This is a genomic window from Saliterribacillus persicus (genome assembly GCF_003337485.1).
Classification (GTDB): domain Bacteria; phylum Bacillota; class Bacilli; order Bacillales; family Amphibacillaceae; genus Saliterribacillus; species Saliterribacillus persicus.
This window is the reverse complement of the sequence record NZ_QPJJ01000019.1, coordinates 39,429-60,384: the sequence shown is the minus strand read 5'-3', so window position 1 is coordinate 60,384 and position 20,956 is coordinate 39,429. Positions and strand designations below refer to the sequence as shown.

17 protein-coding genes, 1 pseudogene and 1 riboswitch are annotated in these 20,956 nt (G+C 33.4%); of the genes and pseudogenes, 6 read left to right on the top strand and 12 right to left on the bottom strand.

The window, feature by feature from the left end; translation table 11 throughout:
- Nucleotides 1-91: 91 nt before the first annotated feature.
- Nucleotides 92-928: an EAL domain-containing protein gene (locus DFR57_RS16580; RefSeq protein WP_114354334.1), complete on the bottom strand. Its 837-nt coding sequence runs from the start codon at nucleotides 926-928 to the stop codon at nucleotides 92-94.
- A gap of 353 nt (nucleotides 929-1,281) precedes the next feature.
- A complete protein-coding gene (locus DFR57_RS16575) occupies nucleotides 1,282-1,992 on the bottom strand; it encodes an MOSC domain-containing protein (RefSeq protein WP_245937506.1) in 711 nt (236 codons plus the stop codon).
- Nucleotides 1,993-2,188: 196 nt separating this feature from the next.
- On the opposite strand from DFR57_RS16575, the gene DFR57_RS16570 reads away from it, so the two are divergent.
- Entirely contained in the window at nucleotides 2,189-3,082 is an 894-nt protein-coding gene (locus DFR57_RS16570; RefSeq protein WP_114354333.1) for a LysR family transcriptional regulator, read from the top strand.
- A gap of 32 nt (nucleotides 3,083-3,114) precedes the next feature.
- Here DFR57_RS16570 and DFR57_RS18395 read toward each other — a convergent pair whose 3' ends face one another.
- Together DFR57_RS18395 and DFR57_RS16560 are read right to left on the bottom strand one after the other, a co-directional pair.
- Nucleotides 3,115-3,348, bottom strand: a complete 234-nt coding sequence (locus DFR57_RS18395; protein ID WP_211315385.1) for a hypothetical protein — start codon at nucleotides 3,346-3,348, stop codon at nucleotides 3,115-3,117.
- 110 nt (nucleotides 3,349-3,458) lie between these two features.
- Nucleotides 3,459-3,695 (bottom strand): thioredoxin family protein, encoded by a 237-nt coding sequence (locus DFR57_RS16560; RefSeq protein ID WP_114354332.1) that lies wholly within the window; start codon nucleotides 3,693-3,695, stop codon nucleotides 3,459-3,461.
- A 768-nt stretch (nucleotides 3,696-4,463) separates the two neighbouring features.
- Nucleotides 4,464-4,645: riboswitch (cobalamin riboswitch) on the top strand.
- A gap of 324 nt (nucleotides 4,646-4,969) precedes the next feature.
- On the opposite strand from DFR57_RS16560, the gene DFR57_RS16555 reads away from it, so the two are divergent.
- The 4 genes from DFR57_RS16555 to nrdF are packed head-to-tail and all read left to right on the top strand — an operon-like array spanning nucleotide 4,970 to nucleotide 8,740.
- A complete protein-coding gene (locus DFR57_RS16555; RefSeq protein WP_114354331.1) occupies nucleotides 4,970-5,221 on the top strand; it encodes a glutaredoxin domain-containing protein in 252 nt (83 codons plus the stop codon).
- Between the two features lie 6 nt (nucleotides 5,222-5,227).
- Nucleotides 5,228-5,611 (top strand): class Ib ribonucleoside-diphosphate reductase assembly flavoprotein NrdI, encoded by a 384-nt coding sequence (gene nrdI / locus DFR57_RS16550; RefSeq protein WP_114354330.1) that lies wholly within the window; start codon nucleotides 5,228-5,230, stop codon nucleotides 5,609-5,611.
- Nucleotides 5,586-7,772 carry a class 1b ribonucleoside-diphosphate reductase subunit alpha gene (gene nrdE / locus DFR57_RS16545; protein ID WP_114354329.1) on the top strand — a complete coding sequence of 729 codons (2,187 nt, stop codon included), beginning with the start codon at nucleotides 5,586-5,588 and terminating at the stop codon, nucleotides 7,770-7,772. Before nrdI ends, nrdE begins: the two co-directional genes overlap by 26 nt.
- 11 nt (nucleotides 7,773-7,783) lie before the next feature.
- The gene (gene nrdF, locus DFR57_RS16540; RefSeq protein WP_211315384.1) at nucleotides 7,784-8,740 is read left to right on the top strand and encodes a class 1b ribonucleoside-diphosphate reductase subunit beta; all 957 of its coding nucleotides are present in this window, start codon (nucleotides 7,784-7,786) and stop codon (nucleotides 8,738-8,740) included.
- A gap of 1,317 nt (nucleotides 8,741-10,057) precedes the next feature.
- Here nrdF and DFR57_RS16535 read toward each other — a convergent pair.
- Both DFR57_RS16535 and DFR57_RS18690 read right to left on the bottom strand, forming a co-directional pair.
- On the bottom strand, nucleotides 10,058-11,290 hold the full coding sequence (locus DFR57_RS16535; protein ID WP_170133021.1) for a helix-turn-helix domain-containing protein: 1,233 nt from the start codon (nucleotides 11,288-11,290) through the stop codon (nucleotides 10,058-10,060).
- 54 nt (nucleotides 11,291-11,344) lie between these two features.
- Nucleotides 11,345-11,704, bottom strand: a complete 360-nt coding sequence (locus DFR57_RS18690) for a DUF4181 domain-containing protein (protein ID WP_425450977.1) — start codon at nucleotides 11,702-11,704, stop codon at nucleotides 11,345-11,347.
- A gap of 239 nt (nucleotides 11,705-11,943) precedes the next feature.
- Here DFR57_RS18690 and DFR57_RS16525 point away from each other — a divergent pair, with 239 nt between their 5' ends.
- Complete coding sequence (locus DFR57_RS16525; protein WP_114354326.1) at nucleotides 11,944-12,750, top strand: hypothetical protein; 807 nt, start codon at nucleotides 11,944-11,946, stop codon at nucleotides 12,748-12,750.
- Between the two features lie 167 nt (nucleotides 12,751-12,917).
- On the opposite strand, the pseudogene DFR57_RS16520 reads toward DFR57_RS16525, so the two are convergent.
- The 6 genes and pseudogenes from DFR57_RS16520 to DFR57_RS16495 form a co-directional block, all read right to left on the bottom strand.
- Nucleotides 12,918-13,325 (bottom strand): annotated as a pseudogene (locus DFR57_RS16520) (IS3 family transposase); the annotation flags it as partial.
- A gap of 17 nt (nucleotides 13,326-13,342) precedes the next feature.
- Nucleotides 13,343-15,217, bottom strand: coding sequence for a UvrD-helicase domain-containing protein (locus DFR57_RS16515; protein ID WP_114354325.1), 1,875 nt, complete (start codon nucleotides 15,215-15,217; stop codon nucleotides 13,343-13,345).
- Nucleotides 15,210-17,447 carry an AAA family ATPase gene (locus DFR57_RS16510; RefSeq protein WP_114354324.1) on the bottom strand — a complete coding sequence of 746 codons (2,238 nt, stop codon included), beginning with the start codon at nucleotides 17,445-17,447 and terminating at the stop codon, nucleotides 15,210-15,212. Before DFR57_RS16510 ends, DFR57_RS16515 begins: the two co-directional genes overlap by 8 nt.
- A gap of 110 nt (nucleotides 17,448-17,557) precedes the next feature.
- Nucleotides 17,558-18,205 carry an SEC-C metal-binding domain-containing protein gene (locus DFR57_RS16505; RefSeq protein WP_114354323.1) on the bottom strand — a complete coding sequence of 216 codons (648 nt, stop codon included), beginning with the start codon at nucleotides 18,203-18,205 and terminating at the stop codon, nucleotides 17,558-17,560.
- An 874-nt stretch (nucleotides 18,206-19,079) separates the two neighbouring features.
- Nucleotides 19,080-20,183 carry a bifunctional diaminohydroxyphosphoribosylaminopyrimidine deaminase/5-amino-6-(5-phosphoribosylamino)uracil reductase RibD gene (ribD, locus tag DFR57_RS16500; RefSeq protein ID WP_114354322.1) on the bottom strand — a complete coding sequence of 368 codons (1,104 nt, stop codon included), beginning with the start codon at nucleotides 20,181-20,183 and terminating at the stop codon, nucleotides 19,080-19,082.
- Complete coding sequence (locus DFR57_RS16495) at nucleotides 20,176-20,931, bottom strand: GTP cyclohydrolase II (protein ID WP_114354321.1); 756 nt, start codon at nucleotides 20,929-20,931, stop codon at nucleotides 20,176-20,178. The genes ribD and DFR57_RS16495 overlap by 8 nt, the downstream gene beginning before the upstream one ends.
- Between the last annotated feature and the right edge of the window lie 25 nt (nucleotides 20,932-20,956).

Here is a 20,956-nt window from a genome sequence, read left to right as displayed (position 1 = left end):
TTATCTGACATAAAAAGCCTCCTTTGAGAATTAATCTATGAAGATTATCTCATCTGGAGGCTGAGTTGCATACGTGTGAAGTATTTGACGCTTACACATTGGGGAGTTTTCCAGCTTGCAATTCTTTCTCGGGCCTTCCAAATAAATAACCTTGACCAAAATTGACCCCTTTTTCTCTTAAATATTGAAACTCACCAACGCTTTCAATTCCTTCTGCAATCACATCGGTATTGGAAGATTGCGAAAATTCTAATAACATAGTAACCAACTGTTGTTTTACGTTATCTTGGTCAATATCCTGGATTAGAGATTTATCGATTTTAATAAATTCGGGCTTTAAATACGCTAATGTCTTTAAACTATTAAAGCCGGAACCAGCATCATCAACTGCAACTCTAAAACCTTGAGATCGATAATGGTTTAAAATATAAACAAAGTGATCAAAGTCAGTCACCGATTCTCTTTCTGTTAATTCAAAAACAATTTGATTGGGTTGAATGTTGAACTTTTTAAGAAGTTGAGCGGTTTCTCCGCTCTTATAATTTGAATCTATTAAAACCTTAGGATGAATATTGAGAAAAATTAACGGCTCTAAATTATTAGTTTTCTCAATATAGCGTTCCAAGGATATATTTCTACAAAAATATTCAAAAGAAAAAACCTGATTCGTCTTACCGATAAATTCATAAAATGCTTCGGTTGATGAAAATTCTTTCGAAATTGGCGGACGATTCAACACCTCATATCCCAAAGTTTCACCATTCTGCATATTTATTAAAGGTTGAAAGAATGTAGAAATATCCTTTTTTTTAACTATTTTATCTAACGCTTGAAACTTTTTATAATTTATAATTTCCTTTTTAAACCTATCACTTAAGTATTTCCAATATCCGAATTCATTAATCCTAGATAATAAATGAGATTCCATATTTGCCCACCTTTTCTGAAAATCTTAGTAGTTTAATTATTAATTATATCTTGTAATTTTTAAGAGAGTGTTAATTATATATGTTTTTTTGTAAATTAGGAGGATAAACTAGTACTATATTTATCTTGATGACCTAATTTAGCAAACAAAATAAAACAGAGAGCTCTCTTATACTCTGTACCCTTTGTAAGGGTCAATTTCAAAAAATCTATGCTGCTTATTGAAGACATTCCCTGTATTGAACAATGTGCATCTTATTTCAATTACATTGATATCTGTGATGATTTTGACACTCCCATAGCTAAAGCAACGGGATTCTAAATTACTAGTGCGTTCGCAGTCCATTTCTGTTTTTATTCATTTGGACCTATTACACGATTACGAATGTCCAATTTCCCTTTACCTTCTGCACGTTTAGATAACGTATTACGCCAGTTAGGTGCAAGGAGTTCACAAGCAGCAAGTCTAGCTGCTAATTCTAAATCATGTTTTTTATTGTGCATAACATCGTTGCATTTAGCCACAGTCCATTTAGGGAATGGTCTTACTTGAAGTTGGAGATAATCTCCAGCTTGTATCTCTCCCTCTTTAAGAACACGAAAATACCATCCTGTTAAGCCCTCTTGTTGTATTTGTAAAGCTAAATCTTTTATCTTCCAGCGTCTTGCTGGTCTCCAACACGGTTGCCTTGGTTGCGAAACTTGAACGACAGTCTCACCAATGTGAAATACATCACCAATACATAAATCATCTTCATTGATGTTTTTAACAGCTAAGTTTTCACCAAATGCACCGACGGAAAAGTCTGGTCTTTGTAATTTTTTTCGCCAATAATCATAATGAGAAACGGTATAGACAAAAATCGCTTTTTCCGGTCCGCCATGTCGCTTAAGATCTGCTTGGCCATCCTCTCCAAGATTTGTTTTACCCACCCAAATATTTCCTTTAACCGGATATTTTACAATTCCAGTTGTCCACTCGCGATCCATTGGATGTTTTGCATCTTTATTTCCAAATGTTTGTGGCTTTCCTACCATTATTTTATCTATCACAGGTTGACTCACCGATATCAAACTCCTTTTTAAAAATTTTTTTTGATTCCTATTTCAGCTTCTCGTAATTTTGAGACGGTATTGTATAAACTCAAATATGTAAACCCTTTTCCTCGATTACTTTCATCTTTTATTAAAATTTATAATAATCAGTATATAATGATAGTTAAAAGCTATTATTATATATATAAACTTGGGAGGAAATTCGATGGAACTAAAACAATTGGAATATTTTATCGTGTTATGTCAAGAGCTGCACTTTACACGTGCGGCTGAAAAACTAGGCATTGCCCAACCTTCTCTAAGTCAACAAATTGGTTTGTTAGAACATGAAGTAGGAATGCCTTTGTTTGATCGCATTGGCAAAAAAAACATACTCACTGATGCAGGGAAAACGTTGCTACATTACAGCTACAATGTATTTCATGAGATTTCTCAGGCACGTGCAGCAATTAGTGAGCTTCAGGGATTAGAGAGGGGCTCGCTCAAAATAGGCTCTCTAATCACAGTTGTTAATTACTTGCTTCCTCCAACAGTTATTGGGTTTCATCATGCTTATCCCAATGTTGAACTTTCTGTACAAGGATTACGAACTGGAGATATTTACAAAGGACTACTACAAAATGAACTTGATCTGGGTATCATTTTTTTACCCCTAGAACATGAAGATTTGGAATCGATTCCGATCTACGAAGAAGACCTTGCTCTTGCAGTACCTATAGATTTTCCTTTGGCTCATAAAGAATCTGTAACACTTCAAATTTTAAACGATACACCATCTATTTTATTACCTGAAACCTATTTCTTACGACAAGTTATTAATGAACAATGTCGTTCCATGAATTTCACCCCCAAACCAGTACTTGAAATGACGACGATGGAATCTATCATCCAAATGGTAAGTAAAGGCGTCGGTGTCACGATACTACCAAAAGCTTACTTAGACTATATTGATAATATTCAAATTAAAACAATTCCTATTCAAGATCCGGTGATAACCACACAAATTGGCATCGCTTATCGAAAGAACAAACATTTGTGTGCGGCTAGCCGTGTTTTTATGGAACAATTGATTACAACAGTTAAAGATGAAAGCTTTTAATAGAGCTTTATCAGGAATAATTTTTGTGCTTCTCAATACTTTTTCAGCACTACTTCAATGAGGTCAACAGCTTGGTCAATTTCCTCTTTAGTTATTAGTACTTGGCGGATTACATGGGTACCAGCAGCAAGCACGAGCAGTCCTTGTTGCAGCAGCTCTTGAATTATTGGGGGAAATCGATTATCTTTTCGATATTGGGGATCGAACATCATAACAATTCTTACCTTTCCACATATAATATATCCATTGATTATGCTTTGAAGCATAATTCAGGCTTCTCTATTCGTTATATGTGGTAAAAAATTAATTAAAGCCAGGTATTAACAAACCTTATTTTAAAAAAGGAAGGTGCCAAAACAGCACCTTCTTTTAGAACTTATCCCTTAACATCATTTAAACTTGCACCAAAATTGATATGATATACATTTTCACCGATCACTAATGCTGGGACTGATTTTACTCCAACTTTTTCTGCTTCTTCAATACGATTTTGTTCAGTCCCAAGATGTACTACTTCCGGAGTAATTTTTGATTTGTCAAGATAATCAAGAACCGTTTGCTCCGCATCTACACAAACTGGACAACCTGCATGATAAAAAATTGCTTTTGACATTTACATCATCTCCCATATTTTTTTTGTAGCATTGCTACTTAATTTAAATTATAGAAGGTGCCATAAAAGTAAACAATATCAAATCACCTATGGTATCCATAGGTAAAACTAATTGAGTTTCCAAAGTCATAATCCGTTTCTATTGAAGTTATGTTTTATTTAACCATCAAAAGAATTCACAAAAATTATCTAGTTCGTCGCTTAACAATAGCCAGATTATTTTTTGGATTGTTATCAAAAGATAGAGCTTGTATGGAAGAATGTTTTATTATTGAAGGCTTTAACATTAACTTAAAGTATCATAGAGAAACTAGTGAACATAATCGCGGTCAAGATGTTATAAAGAAATGAGACTTGAAGTATGATTTTCAATTCTATTATTAACATAGATACAAAGTAAGTAATTTTCACAACTAAGCTAGTGATAAATAGATAATCTTCAGAAAAGAAGCTTCCCAAATGTTCAGTGAACTTATGAGAAGCTTCTATTAGAAACCTCAATGTTTGCATTTCAATCTCATCTTACTTAAAAAATCATTTGTATCAATGGATTGGGGGCCGTATTACATCATGCCACCCCTATGGTGAGAGTGTGTAATATCTTTAACAAGATATGCGCAGAGAGCGGTATACTGAGGTTTTGTTAAACGAATTAAAGTATACATATTAACTTATAGTTATCTTTCACTTTAGTAAAATAAGATTGCAGAATATAGTAAACTATGATAAATTCAATATATTGTAGAAAGCAAAAAACTATTACACTATATATAGTTCTGTAAGTTCAGGTGACATCTTTGTCTTAAAAGGGAAGACGGTGAAAATCCGTTACTGCCCCCGCAACTGTAAGAAATGACGAAGGAGAAAATCCACTGAAATTGTTAATTTTCGGGAAGGTTCTCTGGAGGATGATTTAAAGTCAGTAGACCTGCCAAACTTACTAGTGTTTCTTTTCTTCGGGGAGTAAGAACGGAAAACGATATGATAAATAGTTACATACTGTCCTTTTATTATACTTTCTAAAATAGAAAGTCTTACGTGAGCTGCAGTTTGTTGAGATGCGAAAGCGTTCATTGCTTGCGTATTTTTATTGCTATTATACTGTCGTTTTTTGTCCGTTCATGTTTATAGGAACGGCTTTTTTTATGCCTTAGACTAACAAGAATACTTAAATGTTAATTAGTAAAGCGAATTATTAATTTATGTGTAATCCATTATTAAGTCGTGACCTTAGAAGACGATTAAAACAAATTTTATATAATAGGAGTGGTGTTATGGTTACAGTTTATACTAAAAATAATTGCCCAAAATGTATGATGACTAAAAATGTATTAGATGCAGAAGGAATATCTTTCCAAGCTATTAACATTGATGAAGATTTAAATCCAAATGAAAGAGAAGAGAAAATTCAACAATTCAAAGGACTAGGGTTTATGACGATGCCAATAGTAATCAAGGAAGGTATGTCTACAGATGAATACATTTCTGGATTTAACCCTGAGAAACTTCAAACATTAAAGGACTGATAAATTATGCTATTAGTTTATATGACTATAACAGGTAATGTTAAAGACTTTATAGAACGAGTCGATATGAAGTCACATGAAATTAATCCTACAAATCCATTTCATGAAGTTTCTGAAGATTATATTGTTGTAGTTCCATCCTATGAAAACATGATTACAGAAGAAGTTAGCGATTTTATAGATTATAAAGGTAATAGAGAACACCTATTGGGTTTTGCTTCTAGTGGAAATCTTAATTTTGATGATTTGTATTGTGTAAATGCAAAAGAATTATCTGCTAAATATAGTAAACCCTTGATTTTTACATTTGAATACGCCGGTACAGATAAAGATCTAGAAAATTTTAAAAAGGAAGTGAATAAAATTGCAGTCTCCCCAATTAACGTCTAATAAAGCAGAAGAAACATATTTCACGCTGAATAACCTGTTAAACATAGTAAAAGATGGGAAAATCCAAATAAACAAAGACACTGAAGCTTGCAAGGCTTACTTCCTGGAATTTGTTAATCCCCATACAATGTTTTTCCATTCATTAGAGGAAAAGTTAGATTACTTAGTAGAAAATAATTACATCAAAGATGATTTCCTAAAAAAATATAAGAAAAGTTTTGTTAAGAAGCTATTCAAAAAAATCTATGAAAATAAATTCCGTTTTCGTAGCTTTATGGGTGCTTATAAGTTCTACTCTCAGTATGCTATGAAAACAGATGATGGTAAATGGTTTCTAGAAAGATATGAAGATAGATTAGCATTCAATGCTCTAGTATTAGCCAATGGAAATGAAGAATTAGCGATTGATTTAGCAAACGAGTTAGTTAATCAACGCTATCAACCTGCTACACCAACATTTTTAAATATTGCTAAAAAGAGGGCGGGAGAAATGGTTTCCTGTTTTCTATTAAATGTTTCAGATGATATGAACGGTATTGGTAGAAGCATAAACTCTGCTCTACAATTGTCCAAAATTGGTGGTGGGGTTGGATTAAACCTTACAGATATAAGAGCTAACAATGATCCAATTAAAGGAGTTCACGGCTTAGCCGATGGTATTGTGCCAGTCATGAAGTTATATGAAGATTCTTTTTCTTATGCGAACCAAGGCGGAGCTAGAGATGGCGCTGGAGTTGTTTATTTGAATATTTTCCACCCAGATGTGGTCGATTTCCTTTCCGTTCGTAAAGAAAATGCCGATGAAAAGATTCGGATTAAAACATTATCTTTAGGATTAGTTGTACCAGACAAATATTATGAATTAGTAAAAAAGAATTCCGTCATGTATCTATTTTCACCTCATGATGTTGAAAAGGTTTATGGTAAGCCCTTCTCAAGTCTTGATATTACTAAAGAATATGAAAAAATGGTAAATAATAAAGACATCCGTAAAACTAAAATAAAAGCTCGTGAATTAGAAACCGAAATAAGTAATATCCAAAATGAAAGTGGTTATCCTTACATTATTAACATTGATCATGCTAATAGAAGTAATCCAGTCGATGGCACTATTTCCATGTCTAATTTATGTACAGAGATTTTTCAAGTTCAACGTCAATCTATTATTAATAATGACCAAACCTATCAGTTCTTAGGTAATGATGTTAGTTGTAACCTAGGTTCTACGAATGTCGTTCAATTAATGGCATCACCAGACTTTGGAAAGTCTGTAAGAACCATGCTAAGAGCTTTAACATTTGTATCGGATACTTCTAGTATTGATTTTGTTCCTTCTGTCAGAAATGGTAACGATATGTACCACTCGGTAGGACTAGGAGCTATGAATCTTCATGGATTTTTAGCCCAAAATAAAATTCATTATGGTAGCCCACAAGCTTTAGAAATTGTAGATGCATACTTCATGCTACTTAACTATTGGACATTAGTAGAAAGTAATAACATTTCCATTGAACGGAATGAAGCTTTCTTTGAATTTGAAAAATCTACTTACGCGGATGGTTCTTATTTTGACTCATATTTAAAGGAACCTGAATTTGAATTTAAATATGAAGAATCAAGAAAATTGTTTGAAGGTATTTTTATACCAAAGCATGAAGATTGGAAAAAACTAAAAGCTTCTATTATGAAGCATGGTATCTATAATGCTTATCGATTGGCAGTTGCTCCGACGGGATCAATTAGTTATGTAAATGAAGCAACGGCTTCCATTCACCCAATTACGCAAAGAATTGAAGAAAGAACTGAAGGAAAACGTGGTAAAGTTTATTATCCAGCTCCAAGTTTATCTGATGAAACTATTCCATATTATGTCTCAGCATATGACATGGACCAAAGAAAAATTATTGACACCTATGCAGTTGCTGGAAGACACATTGACCAAGGTGCTAGTATGACTCTATTTATGAGAGAAGACTTACCTGAAGGCATGTATGAATGGAAGATCGATAGTGATAATCCTACTAAGAAAACAACTAGAGATTTAAATATACTTCGTAATTACGCTTGGAAAAAAGGTGTGAAATCTGTTTATTATGTTCGAACCTACACGGGCGATGGAGAAGAACTTGGAGCAAATTACTGTGAATCTTGTAGTATTTAGGGGGATAATACGTGAATAAAAAAATATTTACTGCGACGAACTGGAACGCTGTGGAAGATATGGTGGATAAATTAACATATGAAAAGTTGACCAGCCAATTTTGGTTATCAACGAGAATGCCTGTATCAAAAGATAAGCAAGATTGGCGAAAACTAAGTGAACTCGAAAAAAGGTTAGTTGAAAAAGTTTTTGGTGGGCTAACCCTATTAGATACACTTCAATCAAGAAATGGTATTGAAGCACTAAGGAAGAATGTTCGAACGGACTTAGAAATAGATGTGCTAAATAATATTCAGTTTATGGAAACGGAACATGCTCGAAGTTACTCTAACATTTTTAGTACACTTAATACCAACCAAGAAATCCGTGATATATTTGAGTGGATTGAATTTCATGAAACGCTCCAAACAAAAGCAAATATTATTGATGATATCTATGAAAATGGAACGGATCTACAAATTAAAGTAGCAAGTGTATTTTTAGAATCATTTTTATTCTACTCAGGCTTCTATACACCATTGTATTATTTAGGCAAATCAAAATTAATGAATGTTGCTGAAGTAATTAAGTTAATAATCAGAGATGAATCTGTCCATGGTACGTATATTGGTTATAAGTTTAGTTTAGGATTTAAAGAATTACCACAGCAGGAACAAGAAGAATTAAAAATGTGGATATATCAGTTGCTGTATCAATTATATGAAAATGAATGCAGATATACAGAATATTTGTACGATGAAATTGGATGGACGGAAGACGTAAAAATATTCTTAAAGTATAATGCGAATAAAGCATTAATGAATCTAAGACTTGATCCATTATTTGAAGATTCAGCAGAAGATGTTAACCCAATTGTTTTAAATGGATTATCAACTAGCACAACCAATCATGACTTTTTTAGTGCTGTTGGAAATGGCTACCTAATGTCAGTAGTTGAAACCATGAATGACGATGATTATAATTATTAAAAATAGCTTTTTTACAGGGGATAAAAACTCTGTGAAAAAGCTATTTTTTTGTGTTTGAAATTAAAACAGATAAGTGTATATATCTTTGCCCAACATCAGTACACGACCCTTCCGTATTTCTTATGGTAAAGATTTCTCTAGACACTATACATTACACCCCTCTCAGTCCATCTGACATTTCCCCAGTACGGTATATAGGTTTCTGTTTACTTTACTATGTATAGTTACCGAGGAGGTTATCCCCAGTTCCAATAACTACTTTCCTAACATGTCGTTCCCCTTACCCTGAGAGATTCTTCCGTGGATATAATCCAAGTTCTTCACACCTTCCAGGGTCTTCGCGAATTTTACCAAGGCTCGACTTCTCTTTGACCACCAACGATGGGTTCTTTTGACGTGACGGCAGAATTCACTTTATGTTACAACCTGTTAGGTTCTCGCACTCTTCCTGAGGGTTACTTTGTCCCAGGTCTTCAACCTTAGGATTTCTCCACCAGTTGCCTGTCAGCTATTGAGCGCCTTGGTACTTACTCAGATTGGACTCTCACCAATTAACAATTAACGGCTTGCTGGGCACGCACAAAAAAAGGCTTCCCAAAAGTTTAATCAACTAATGAGAAGCCTCTAATTTTACTGCAATGTTAGCATTTTGTTAGCAAATCACTTAGAAGTGCTTATATATCAAAGGTTTGAGCAGCTATTAAATCATGCCGCCCGTAATGTGAGAGTATGTAATATCTTTAATGATATATGCTAAAAGTGCGGAATATTAAGGTTCTGTAGAATCTGAATTGTAACATCTTTAACTTGAATCTATCGTTTTTCATGAGATTGCGTTAGCAAAATGTTAGCAATTTGCTAGTTTGTTTGCAACCAAAATACGGTATCATATCTGCCATGTATTATATATGCAGTTGTCACGAATTATACCACTTAATACTAACGAGTTTACAATAGAAAAACGGAAAAGGTTTTGAAATTCGAAAGCCTCCCCCCTTTTTATCGAGAAGTTGGGCTTATGATTTTCCTGGCAATCGCGCCATTTGCGCAATATCATTTCCTATTAAATAGTAGCTTTGTATTGCACAGTAATAGGTCGTTTTATAAATCACAAAGCTTGTTAAACTAAAAGAACACTATATAAGCTATTGTAATATGGAGAATATACTAAAAAACTCTATAGGGGCTTTTTATATAATCTGCTAGTTTTTCATCTTTCTACAAATCACCTTGGCTCTGGTTGATCCTCATCGCTTGTTAATTCAATATTAATTTTGTTAATAGATTCTCTTGTAAAAGCCTTACATATATATCGTTTCATATATTACACCTCCTTTTTATATATATAAGCAATTCTGCAGATTTTTTATATTTGCCTCCATCAAAATAATATTCTGCTAGTTCTTCACTGCATTCATAAACGATATTCAAAAAACCGAAATTTTTACTAGCATCAAGACACTTATTTAAAGTTTGAACATAATACTTATACATTTCTTTATTTTTATACATTCTTGCAATATACATATCCACTTGAATATCTAGATATATAAAACGTGTATGATATGGACAATTTTTAAATTTATTTATGTATTTTTCAGCTTTTTCCAAGTCATTCCGTTTAAAATAAAGCATAATTAAGTTGCGATATACATATAATAACATTTTTTCTTCAGCCATATCTTTGACGAAGCTTTCATATATTTTGTAATACTTTAAAGAAGAGTTTTCCTTACCCATTTTTTGGTGCAGATTACCTAAATTATAATACACTTTGCTCAATTTTTTCCCATTTCCTTGTTCTTCCATGTACCTCTTTGTCACAATTAGGTAATATTCCGACTCTTCATAATACCCTAACAGATATAATTGAACTCCAAGGGTAATATAAGTATCGTAGAGTTCCTTGTTTTTGGAGTTGTCTTTATAAATTTGAATTGACTTTAATGTATATTTTAAACAGTGGAAGTCCATAAAGACTCTTTGTCTACACAAACTAATATTATAAAATGCATGTGCTCTTTTTATTTCATTAGGGGCGAAATCTAAACTTTTTTCAAAGTAAATAAGCGCTTTTCCAAATAAATGTTCTTTATAAAAGTATTTTCCTAATTCATTATAATAATTATGTTTTATATTTTTATCATCAAGGACACTTATGAAGTTGTTTGCTCTATTTATTAATTTTTCTTTTTGAAGATTGCTTTTATTACCAATCAATATAGTATAAATCATTACATATGTGTCAGGGTTATATGAAAAAACTAGATTAAACTCTATCAAAGATATGTCTTCGTTAGATAAGCTATTGTTATTATAGTATTTTTTGTAAATATCTATAATTTTATTTTCATTTGGAAAGGAGTGTAATTCAAATAAATTGATATTTAGTTTTCTTGATAGATATTCTATAAAATGGTCGGAAGGTTTTAAATTTCCATTTTCAACTCTGCTGATATAGGTTTTAGAATACTCGTCTTCTAATAATTCTTCTTGTGTTAGACCTAAATTATTTCTAAGAATTCTTATATAATAGCCTAAATTATGCAAAGAATCCCTCCTCGAACCTGGCAATTTTGTTAGTCAAATCAGGTTATATTTGAATTAAAAAAATGCAGGAATTATTATATAAGTCGTTAGTATTGCTAATCCAATAAGAACGATGCCAGTAAGTAATGATAATAAATGCTCTCGTTTTTCTTTAATAAATATCCACTGCATAATAGAAATGAACAAAAACAGAATACCAATGCTTATATAAATAGTCATGCTTCTATACAATTGCGATTCAATAAAGCTAAGAACAACGTAAAATAAAATAATAATAGTAACTATCCCAAAATAAGTCCATTCACTTAATCTTCTCGGATATTCGTTTCTATCTGTTTTTTTTATTTTCAGCAATTTACGAATAGATACTCGCAAAAGTATTGTTATACTGACTAAAAATATTAATATGATCACAAGCTTGAACCAAAAAAAAGCAGTAATAATAGATCGCCTCCTTAACTATTAGTTATTCCTCTTAAACAAATATTAACATAAAAACCGATGAAATTAATGTAAATTTTGTAAACTTTTTCAAAAAATAGGGAGATTATTGAACTAAATTTAGCCCTAATTGTTTAAAAGGGAATATGATAGTATTCAATTATAGGCTAACATAACCTATAAATTTTATATTAATGAGGAGGAAGATGAAGATGAAGAAAAAGATTGTTGCAGCTTTTCTTTGCTTAGTTATGGTATTTTCACTTATACCGAGCAGTGTACTGGCAAATGATAATCCAACACAAGGTGAAGGTAACTCGAAGAAAAATATTAATATTAATTACTTAAATGAAGAAGGTACAGAGTATACTTATGAGGAAAATGGAGTTTCTTATAAGGTAATTGAAACCTTTGAACAGGTGAATGACTCAAAAACAGTTGTAAAAAGTGAAATATTGGAAAAAGATGAAAGTGGCAAATTCATCAAAAATTCCGACAAGGTTACTACTGTAGACAAAAATTCCAACTCTTTAGTCTTAGAAACTAAAAAAAATGGCAAAACCACCATTGAAAATGAGAAATTGAATCAATACAATGATAGTAAGCCTATAGTATCAGAAAACTTATTAAAAGAAAATCAATTAAGTGCATCTGGTCCAATCAACCCCGGCGAACCAGACTTAACTGCATACCGTCATCGTACTACTAAATATTCTACATCGGTTGCTAACCTGACATATGGCGGAATTATTACTGCAATAAGTTCTTCAATTGGTGCTGCCGTTGGTGGATATGTAGGAGCAGGATTTGGAGGAGGTTTAGGTTTTATCGCGACTGGAGTTTTAGATATGGCTCTACCTAAAGTATACTTTACTTCACGAATTTCCCTTAAATACCATCATGGAACTATTATACCAGCAATGAAGAGAACACAAACTTGGGCTTATACCTCTTCTTGGAGAACAACTATAATCCCCGGCGGATCATATCCTCTTGTAGAATATGAATATTATTATTAATATAGAAAAATAACGATATAAATTACTTAAGTTGCACCCTAAAGTGATATTTTTTTTAATCACTTCTCTATAGGGTGCATTTTATTTATGTGTGAGGTGTTCTTTTATATGTAAGCCTAAATAAGTCCACACCGGTGGTTACCCCCGAACGGTATGTCAACACTAAATCAAACAAACTTTTTAAGGTCAGTTAACTTGTAATCAGTCGATGTTAAATAATTTAGGGCTCCCTGAATTCGAATATAATTGAACCAATGAACATAATCAAAAAGTTCAAGGTCAAGTTCGTGTTGGTTAGGGAAATAAGCGCCTTTGACAAACTCTGTTTTGATGGTCTTAAACGTAGCTTCTGCAAAGGCATTGTCATAAGACCTTTCTTTTTCGCTCAATGCCAAACGTTTCTAATGTTTATCAATAAGTTGATTCTTAAACTCACTACTTCTATCCGTGTAGAACGATTCAAGATGGTGAAGCTTGTAAGAAACGGATGCAAAGGCGCGTTGAACTAAGGCATCACTTTTATGAGGTCCTGCACTGTGACCAATTATCTCACAATTAAATAAATCTACTAAAACGTGGGCTTGGCACCTTATTAACGTGTTATTACCTCATCTTTCTCAAACCAACCCTCTGAAACGGCATAACCATTAACTTTTTCGGGTTCTTTTGTGTATGCTACTATTGCCAAGTCCTTTTCGGCTCTACTGCATGTTACATAAAATAAGCGACGAGTACGTTCTATACTTGTTTCTTTTCCATCTCTTTTATTTTTTACGTCCGTTTCTGAAGGTGCTTTTGCTCCAAAGAGCTTTTCATAGCTAAAGAGAAAGCCCTTTGCCTCTTCATCATCCAAAACCACCATTACACGAGGAAACTCCAGACCCTTTATTCCTTGATGGGTACCAAATTGAGATTCATCATTTATATATTTAACATACTTTTTAAATTCATTAAATGAGCATTCTAAGGCTCCATCCCAAGCATCTATTATACTATCTCTGTCTGTTGATTCCTCCTGAGATTCTTTAACGGTCATATCCGTATTATCACTTAGCCGTTTTGCTATTGGTATTAATGCCTCAGGGACTTGAAATAATCCACTTCGATATACCTCTCTTAAAATATGATTCAAGGAAGGATTACTGTTATTAGACCAAAGAGAAAAGAGAGAATCCACCGCTTTGCGAGTTTCGCTTATCTTTTGAATAGAATTCGAACTACTTTGTAAAGCTTCTTTTCTCAAAAGTGGTGAATACTTTCGAGCTATTCTGGCAACTGCAAAGTCATCGCGTGATTGTCTGGCTTTTATCAAGGGAAGTATTTGATTAGCGAATAAAGATACACCTTGTAAAGTCCCATCTAATAGACCAGTCTTTAATTTACTTTCAGCATACAATGGGGCAAAAAATGCAGAAAAGCCACCTCTTCTTGCAGCCATATGATGTTCCAGAGTTAACACTTTTACATCAGCTTGAGAGCTATTCCAATTATTATCACCTGACAATTCAGCCATATGATTAGAAATCTCAGATTCAATGTCGTTCTTATCAATCTGATTTCTTGCATCTACGACAAAAAGTCGAACATTTCCTTCATAATCTTTGTTTGGTATTTGCTCTTGACCGTCTACACTAGACCTAATTTTATTTATGAGAGCGGTGATTCTTTTAGGACATCTATAATTGATTGTTTTTGCGGGTTTTGCCCAAGTATCAGGGATGTTTTGATCTAAATCAATTTTCCCATCAGTATAAATTCGTTGCATTGAATCCCCAAACATGCCAAGAGTAAAACAGCCTGATTTGTTTTTCTGAACCTCAAAAAATGCGTCTACCAATTCTTTCTTTGTGTCCTGACTCTCATCAATAAGTAATATTGGATACTTTCTCACAAGTACACTTTGTAAGAGAGATTGATTATTAATAAATTCACCGGCAATGTTAATTACCTCTGAATGATTCAAGCAACTAGTTCCAGTATTATCTCCATTGGGATTGTAGGTAAACTTTCTGATGCTGTCCAAAGATTTAATTCTCTTTGTTTTAGAATCAATTTTACTGGCCCTATCCGCGTATGTCTTGGTGCTTGTGCTCTTCGCTTTATCCTGCTTTTCAATAAGTTCTTTCACTTCTAATTTTAAACCTTCTCTTAGCCATTCTTTAATATCATTTGTATAAGGTTTTATGAGTCCCCAAGCAAAACTATGAATAGTGGAAACCTGGAAAGCAGAGTCAAATTCAAGACGCCTTTTAATCTCATCACAAGCCACATTTGTATAGGTTATGATTGCAACTTTTTGAGCATTTCGTCTTAACTGATCTATATTCCCTTTTCGGAATTTTTTTAATACCTCGACCAAGCTTCTAGTTTTACCTGAACCCGCACCAGCAAAAAGGAAAAAACTTTTTGGGTTATCCAAGTTCATACACCCGAAAATTTCTTCGTCCACAGTAATATTATTACTCATATGGGACCTCCATCTCTGTTTTTTGAGTAACATAATCTTTATGTTTATTTTTCAGCTCTTCTTCAAGCCACTCTAAACCTTCCGCTATATATTTTGGGGGGGCTAGTTCATTTGGTTCAGTAGTATAAAGTAATTCCAATGCCATTTCTGCTTTTTTGCTGTTTTTACCTAAAGCACTAAACATTTCTTGGCATGAGTCAAAGATTGTTGATTTATTCACAGAATCTGCCAACTTTTTTATTAATCCCGTGGCAGACGTTTTACTCTTAAACAATGAAATATTACTTAAAACTAATGCATCTTCAAAAGTATATGGGATAACTTTTGAATCGGTGCCCGAATATGTCACATCAATTTCATGTTGGTAAGCAACCCTGACAAGATTGTCCTTAGTCTTATCTTTAAAATCTACTGCTAATACATTATCTAATTTACTCTCTTCTGGAACCCAAGACTTAATTGTGTCGTTACTAGTCCTATACCCTTTTCCTTTTTCTGGACGTACCTTCTCTGCTGAATCCTTCTTTATTGAATCTAAGTCAGTAATTACAAGTGTCAAAATTCCAAGCGATTCTATTAAAGGCTTAAGTCGATGCGCATGACTTCCACCAATCTCTAGTAATGAAATGTAACTTCGATCCAATACAGTAAAGTTGCTTTGAATGAAGTGTGGAACTAACATCCGTTCGGCTGGACCTTCAACTAAAATAACTGCATCAGCAAAGAAAAGATCACAATGTGTGGTTTTTAGATAACGAATTGCAAATTTAGTAGTAACTGAATCATCACCAAAGGTATTTGATAGGTTTACAACTTCTGCACAAGGAATATCATTGGTGAGTTCTGCAGGAATTCTTTTAAAATACCTCAAGCTCACAAAGTCAATTTCATACGCAATATGACTTGAATGGGTGCTTATAATTAATTGGGTGGATAAGTTAGATTCATCTCCGAGGTTGGGATGATTTCTCAATACTTCGTAAGCTTTTTTGATAAATACCTGTTGGACCTGGGCGTGGAGATGGGCTTCTGGCTCTTCTATCATTACAATATGAAGTGGCTCGAGAAAATCATCGCTACTATCAATACGCTTATTTGCTTTACCAATTCTCATCCATTCATCTCGAAAGCGTATCAAATTGAAAATCATTGAAATAAGGTTTTGATATCCTAATCCATTAAATTTCTCGGGTAGATATAACGAATTGCTATTCTGCTCTGAATTATCTCGGAGCACATTAAACTGCACTGCAGCGTCATGATTTAAGCTATCCAAAGGGTCCACCCTACTAGATATATGTATCTGCGGATCACTAAAACCCGGATAATTCAACCCCTCCAACTCACTAATGGAGGCCTTAAAGCTCTCTTTTAACCTCTCATCAAAAGCTGATCTAGCATCTTCGATTGCCAATAAAGCATCGAGATCATTAGAATCAGGCAGTTCCGTTGGGTTTAAGTGTTTATCAAAATATGTTCTTAATTGGGTTGATAACTTTCGGTCATTATTTGCTCCACCTTCTGTTGTGTTCGGATCAGAAAATCCTCTTTGGGCATTAATAATATCAATTTTGAACAGACCTGCAAAAGGATCCGCATCTAGAGGTTCAGAGTTATCTGGAAGGTTCTGCGGAACTTCTTCATCAGATTTTGACGGATCAAGAATGTAAGCCTTTACATGAAAATGACTATGTAATTCCCTAACAAGGTAATCATGCATCGATTCAGGCCATAATTTTAGTGATTTGCCACTCTTCACTGATTCACTTGTTTTATTTGCTGTATTAAATGCTAACTTATAAGAGTTGTAAAGTTCCTCAACATTCTTAGGTCCAAATATTAAGCGGACACCAAGCCTTCCCCCTTCCCAGTTAAGTGAAGGAATTAAATGACTAACATAATGGACTTCAGTATCATCCACTTGTAGCCAAACATCTACATAAGGTACTTGTTTATACCACTTTTCTTCACTTAGATCCAGATCATCAACATTTTCGTTTTTAACCCAATTATCAGCAATTTCATTTATTTCCTTCCAATTAGACAGGGTAAAGTCGGTAGTGGAAAGATCACCCCACCGAGGCCTCTTGAGAAACATCATCAATGCATTCATTGCGGAAGTTTTTCCACTATTATTCGCCCCCACAATTACTGTCTCTTTTTCAGAAAATTCTACTCGACATGATTTCAGCTTTCGGAAATTTTGTATATCAGAGAATTCAAGTTTCACAATCCTTAGCTCCTCTTTTTTTAATATTTGTTAAAAGCATATACCTGTGCTCTCAAAATCTTTCATAGATACCTGCTAAAATTCGTTATATAAAGTTGCCTATCTAGAAATTATTTTACAAGCCATTCGGTATTCGAGTATGACTCTTTTCTCTTGTCTATATCAATATTCAAAGAGCATTCGTTACTTAAATCTTTTACAATTCCCCATAAGCCATTTCTATAGTCTGGAAATCCACTCATGTATATATTAAATGGGGTGTGTATTAGGGTTTGAGCATTGTAATCAAATCCTTTTCCTGATTTTGCTCCATATATACTTTCTGTCTCTTTCATTGTGCTAATATCATATCCATTGATAACAGGTGGAAATGCCATTGCGTTATCTAAGTTTTTATATATGGCCACATCAAATACTTTTCCATTTATTTCTATCCATGAATGATCAAAAAAACCGATATTACATTCAACTTCTCCCACGCAAAGACGTGGTTTTAAACCTGCTTCGGTTAAAAGCACATATTGAATTGCAGATACAGCATGGCATGCTCCAGCCCAGTTTTTTCTCTCAATAAAGTCCAAAGTCTTAAAAAAGATTGTATGTACTAAATCATTATGTGGATACTCAGTTAAAATCTGTGAAGCATTTATTTTCCATTGTTCAAATTGGTTCGATTTATTACTCCTAATAACACAACACTTTTTGTGTTTCTTTCCACTCCCACATGGACATTTATCATTACGCCCTATTTTAGTCATTAGACCCCTCCTTTAAAAATCCCAGTCTATTAAATGTTTTCCATAAATTATAGAATATTCCTAATATACACTTTACTTCTTTCGACTATTTTCTTCAACCATTGCATTCCATAAATTGTATATCTACATAAATGTAAAAAAGAGGCTCCCACCAAGTTTTGTTAACTTAATGGAAACCTCTATCTTAAAGCCGTATTAATTCATATAGGTCACTTTTACGGACACTAAGCAACCTTGTATAGCATTGAAAACCTTTTATACAAGGGAGTAAAGGGAAACTTTACATCATGCCGCCCATAAGGTGAGAGTGTGTAATATCTTTAACGATATATGCTAAAAGTGCGGTATATTAAGGTTTTTTAGAATCTGAATTGTAACATCTTTAACTTGAATTTACCGTTCTTCATGAGATTGCGTTAGCAAAATGTTAGCAATTTGCTATACTGTTTTCAACTAAAATACGATATCATATCTGCCATGTTTTATATAAGCAATTGTCAAAAATTATACCACTTGATATTAACGAGTATACTACAGAGTAAAGAAAAAGGTTTTAAATGAGAAAGCCTTCCCCCTTTTTTATCGACCAGTTAAGCTTATTGTTTTCTCGCAATCGCGGCATTTTTACAATATCATTTTCGATTGAATAGTGAAGTCCTACTCATAGATATACACTTTGTTTGGTTAATTGTTCTTCTTCGAAATAAACACTCAATATTGATAAAAACATATGCAGAAACTGACATTTTTAATACTTTGCTTTTTTCCGCCTACAATTATATTAAGGACATACATGGTAAGGTTATTTAGCTAATGAAAAGAATATCTCTTTAGTTTATCAACATATCACCATATGTTAAATCCAAATCTCAATTTATACTTCCTCATTTGAATATATCGGATATCCAGTTAGCCTAAAATCATTTCCGATTTTAATAATTTCTGAGTCTATTAATTCAACTGCTTCTCGCATTTTATCTATACCTGATCCTTCCAAAAAGGTAGGTGCGTCTTTCCCACCAATTAATTTAGGGGCTAGGTACAAGATCACTTTATCAATTAGTCCATTTTTCAAAAAAGATGCATTTATAGTACCTCCTCCTTCAATTAGTATCGATGAAATAAGATTTTCGCCTAATATTTCTACTACATCCTTTAAATTTACCTGTTTAGCGTCATTTGTGCGAACCACTTTTATTCCATATGATAAAAGTCTCTCCTCTTTTTTTACATCAACATTTTGACTAGTAAAAATCCAAGTTTCAGCATGCTTATCTACGACTACTTTAGAATGCAAAGGAATTCTCAAATTAGAATCTAGAATAATACGAATCGGATTTCGTCCATTTTGAATTCTAGCTGTTAATTCCGGATCATCTTTAATCACAGTATTAACCCCAACCAGAATAGCCATATTTTGATTTCTTAAATGATGGACATCTAACCTAGCCTCTTCAGAAGTGATCCATTTACTATCTAAAGAATGAGTTGCAATTTTACCATCTAGGGTAATGCCTGCCTTTAATGTAACAAAAGGCTTTCTTTGAAAAATAAACTTATTGAAAACTTCATTCATCTGTCTCGACTTGTCTTCACAAATGTTAACTATCACTTCGATTCCTGCATCTTCCAGTATTTTAACACCATTTCCTGATACAACTGGATTAGGGTCTAAGGTTGCAATAACCACTCTTTTTAATCCTGCATCTCGAATTGCAACAGCGCACGGACCTGTTCTACCATGATGTGAACAAGGCTCAAGCGTGACATAGATAGTGCCACCTCTAGCTTTTTCTCCCGCCATACGTAGTGCATGAATTTCAGCGTGAGGTTCCCCAGCCTTTAAATGTGTACCAATTCCTACAACTCTATTCTCATTAACAATTACAGACCCAACTAAAGGATTCGGATCTGTCTGTCCTTTCATTGCTTTTGCATTTTGTATAGCTAAATCCATGTAGAATTCATGATTAGTCATTACTACATTTCTCCTCTTCACCAATGTGACCTGAGCGAGTTACCTTAGTTGATAAATATTTTTCATTAAACTCTGAGCGATCCCCCCATATCGGCTCCCTACCTAATACTTGTAATCCAGCATTTTTTAAGGCCTCCATTTTTTTGGGGTTATTAGTCATTAATCGAACAGGTTTCGTTCTTAATGCTTTTAAAACTTTAATAGCATCACCATAATTTCTAGAATCATCAACAAAACCAAGTGCTTCATTTGCTTGAACAGTATCGTAGTCATTCTCCTGAAGAATATACGCCATCGCTTTACTAAATAAACCAATTCCTCTTCCTTCATGGTTTGCTAAATAAAATAAAGCACCGGTACCATGTTCAACAATATTTTTCATTGATTGTTTTAATTGAAAACCACAATCACACCTTTTACTTCCAAAAATATCTCCTGTATGACAAATGGAATGCATTCTAATGATGGCATCCTCACCAAAGTTAAAATCACCATAAGTTAAAACGCTAGATTGTTGTAATTCAGCTAAATTTGCTGAAGATAACTTTTCAATAATTCGATCGAAATCCTCTGTTACCTCTTCACAATTTAACCAGCAGTACCACTGAAACTCGACGGTCTCCTCATACAAATTAACAGGGACTTTTATAGGTCCAACTAAATAAATAGCTCCTTTGTCAGTTTTTATTAATTTGATTTTATTTTCCAGTATTGAAAGAGACTTGGATTCGATCTTTGTTTGTGTCATTAGTATCCACCTTTTTCTTATTTTG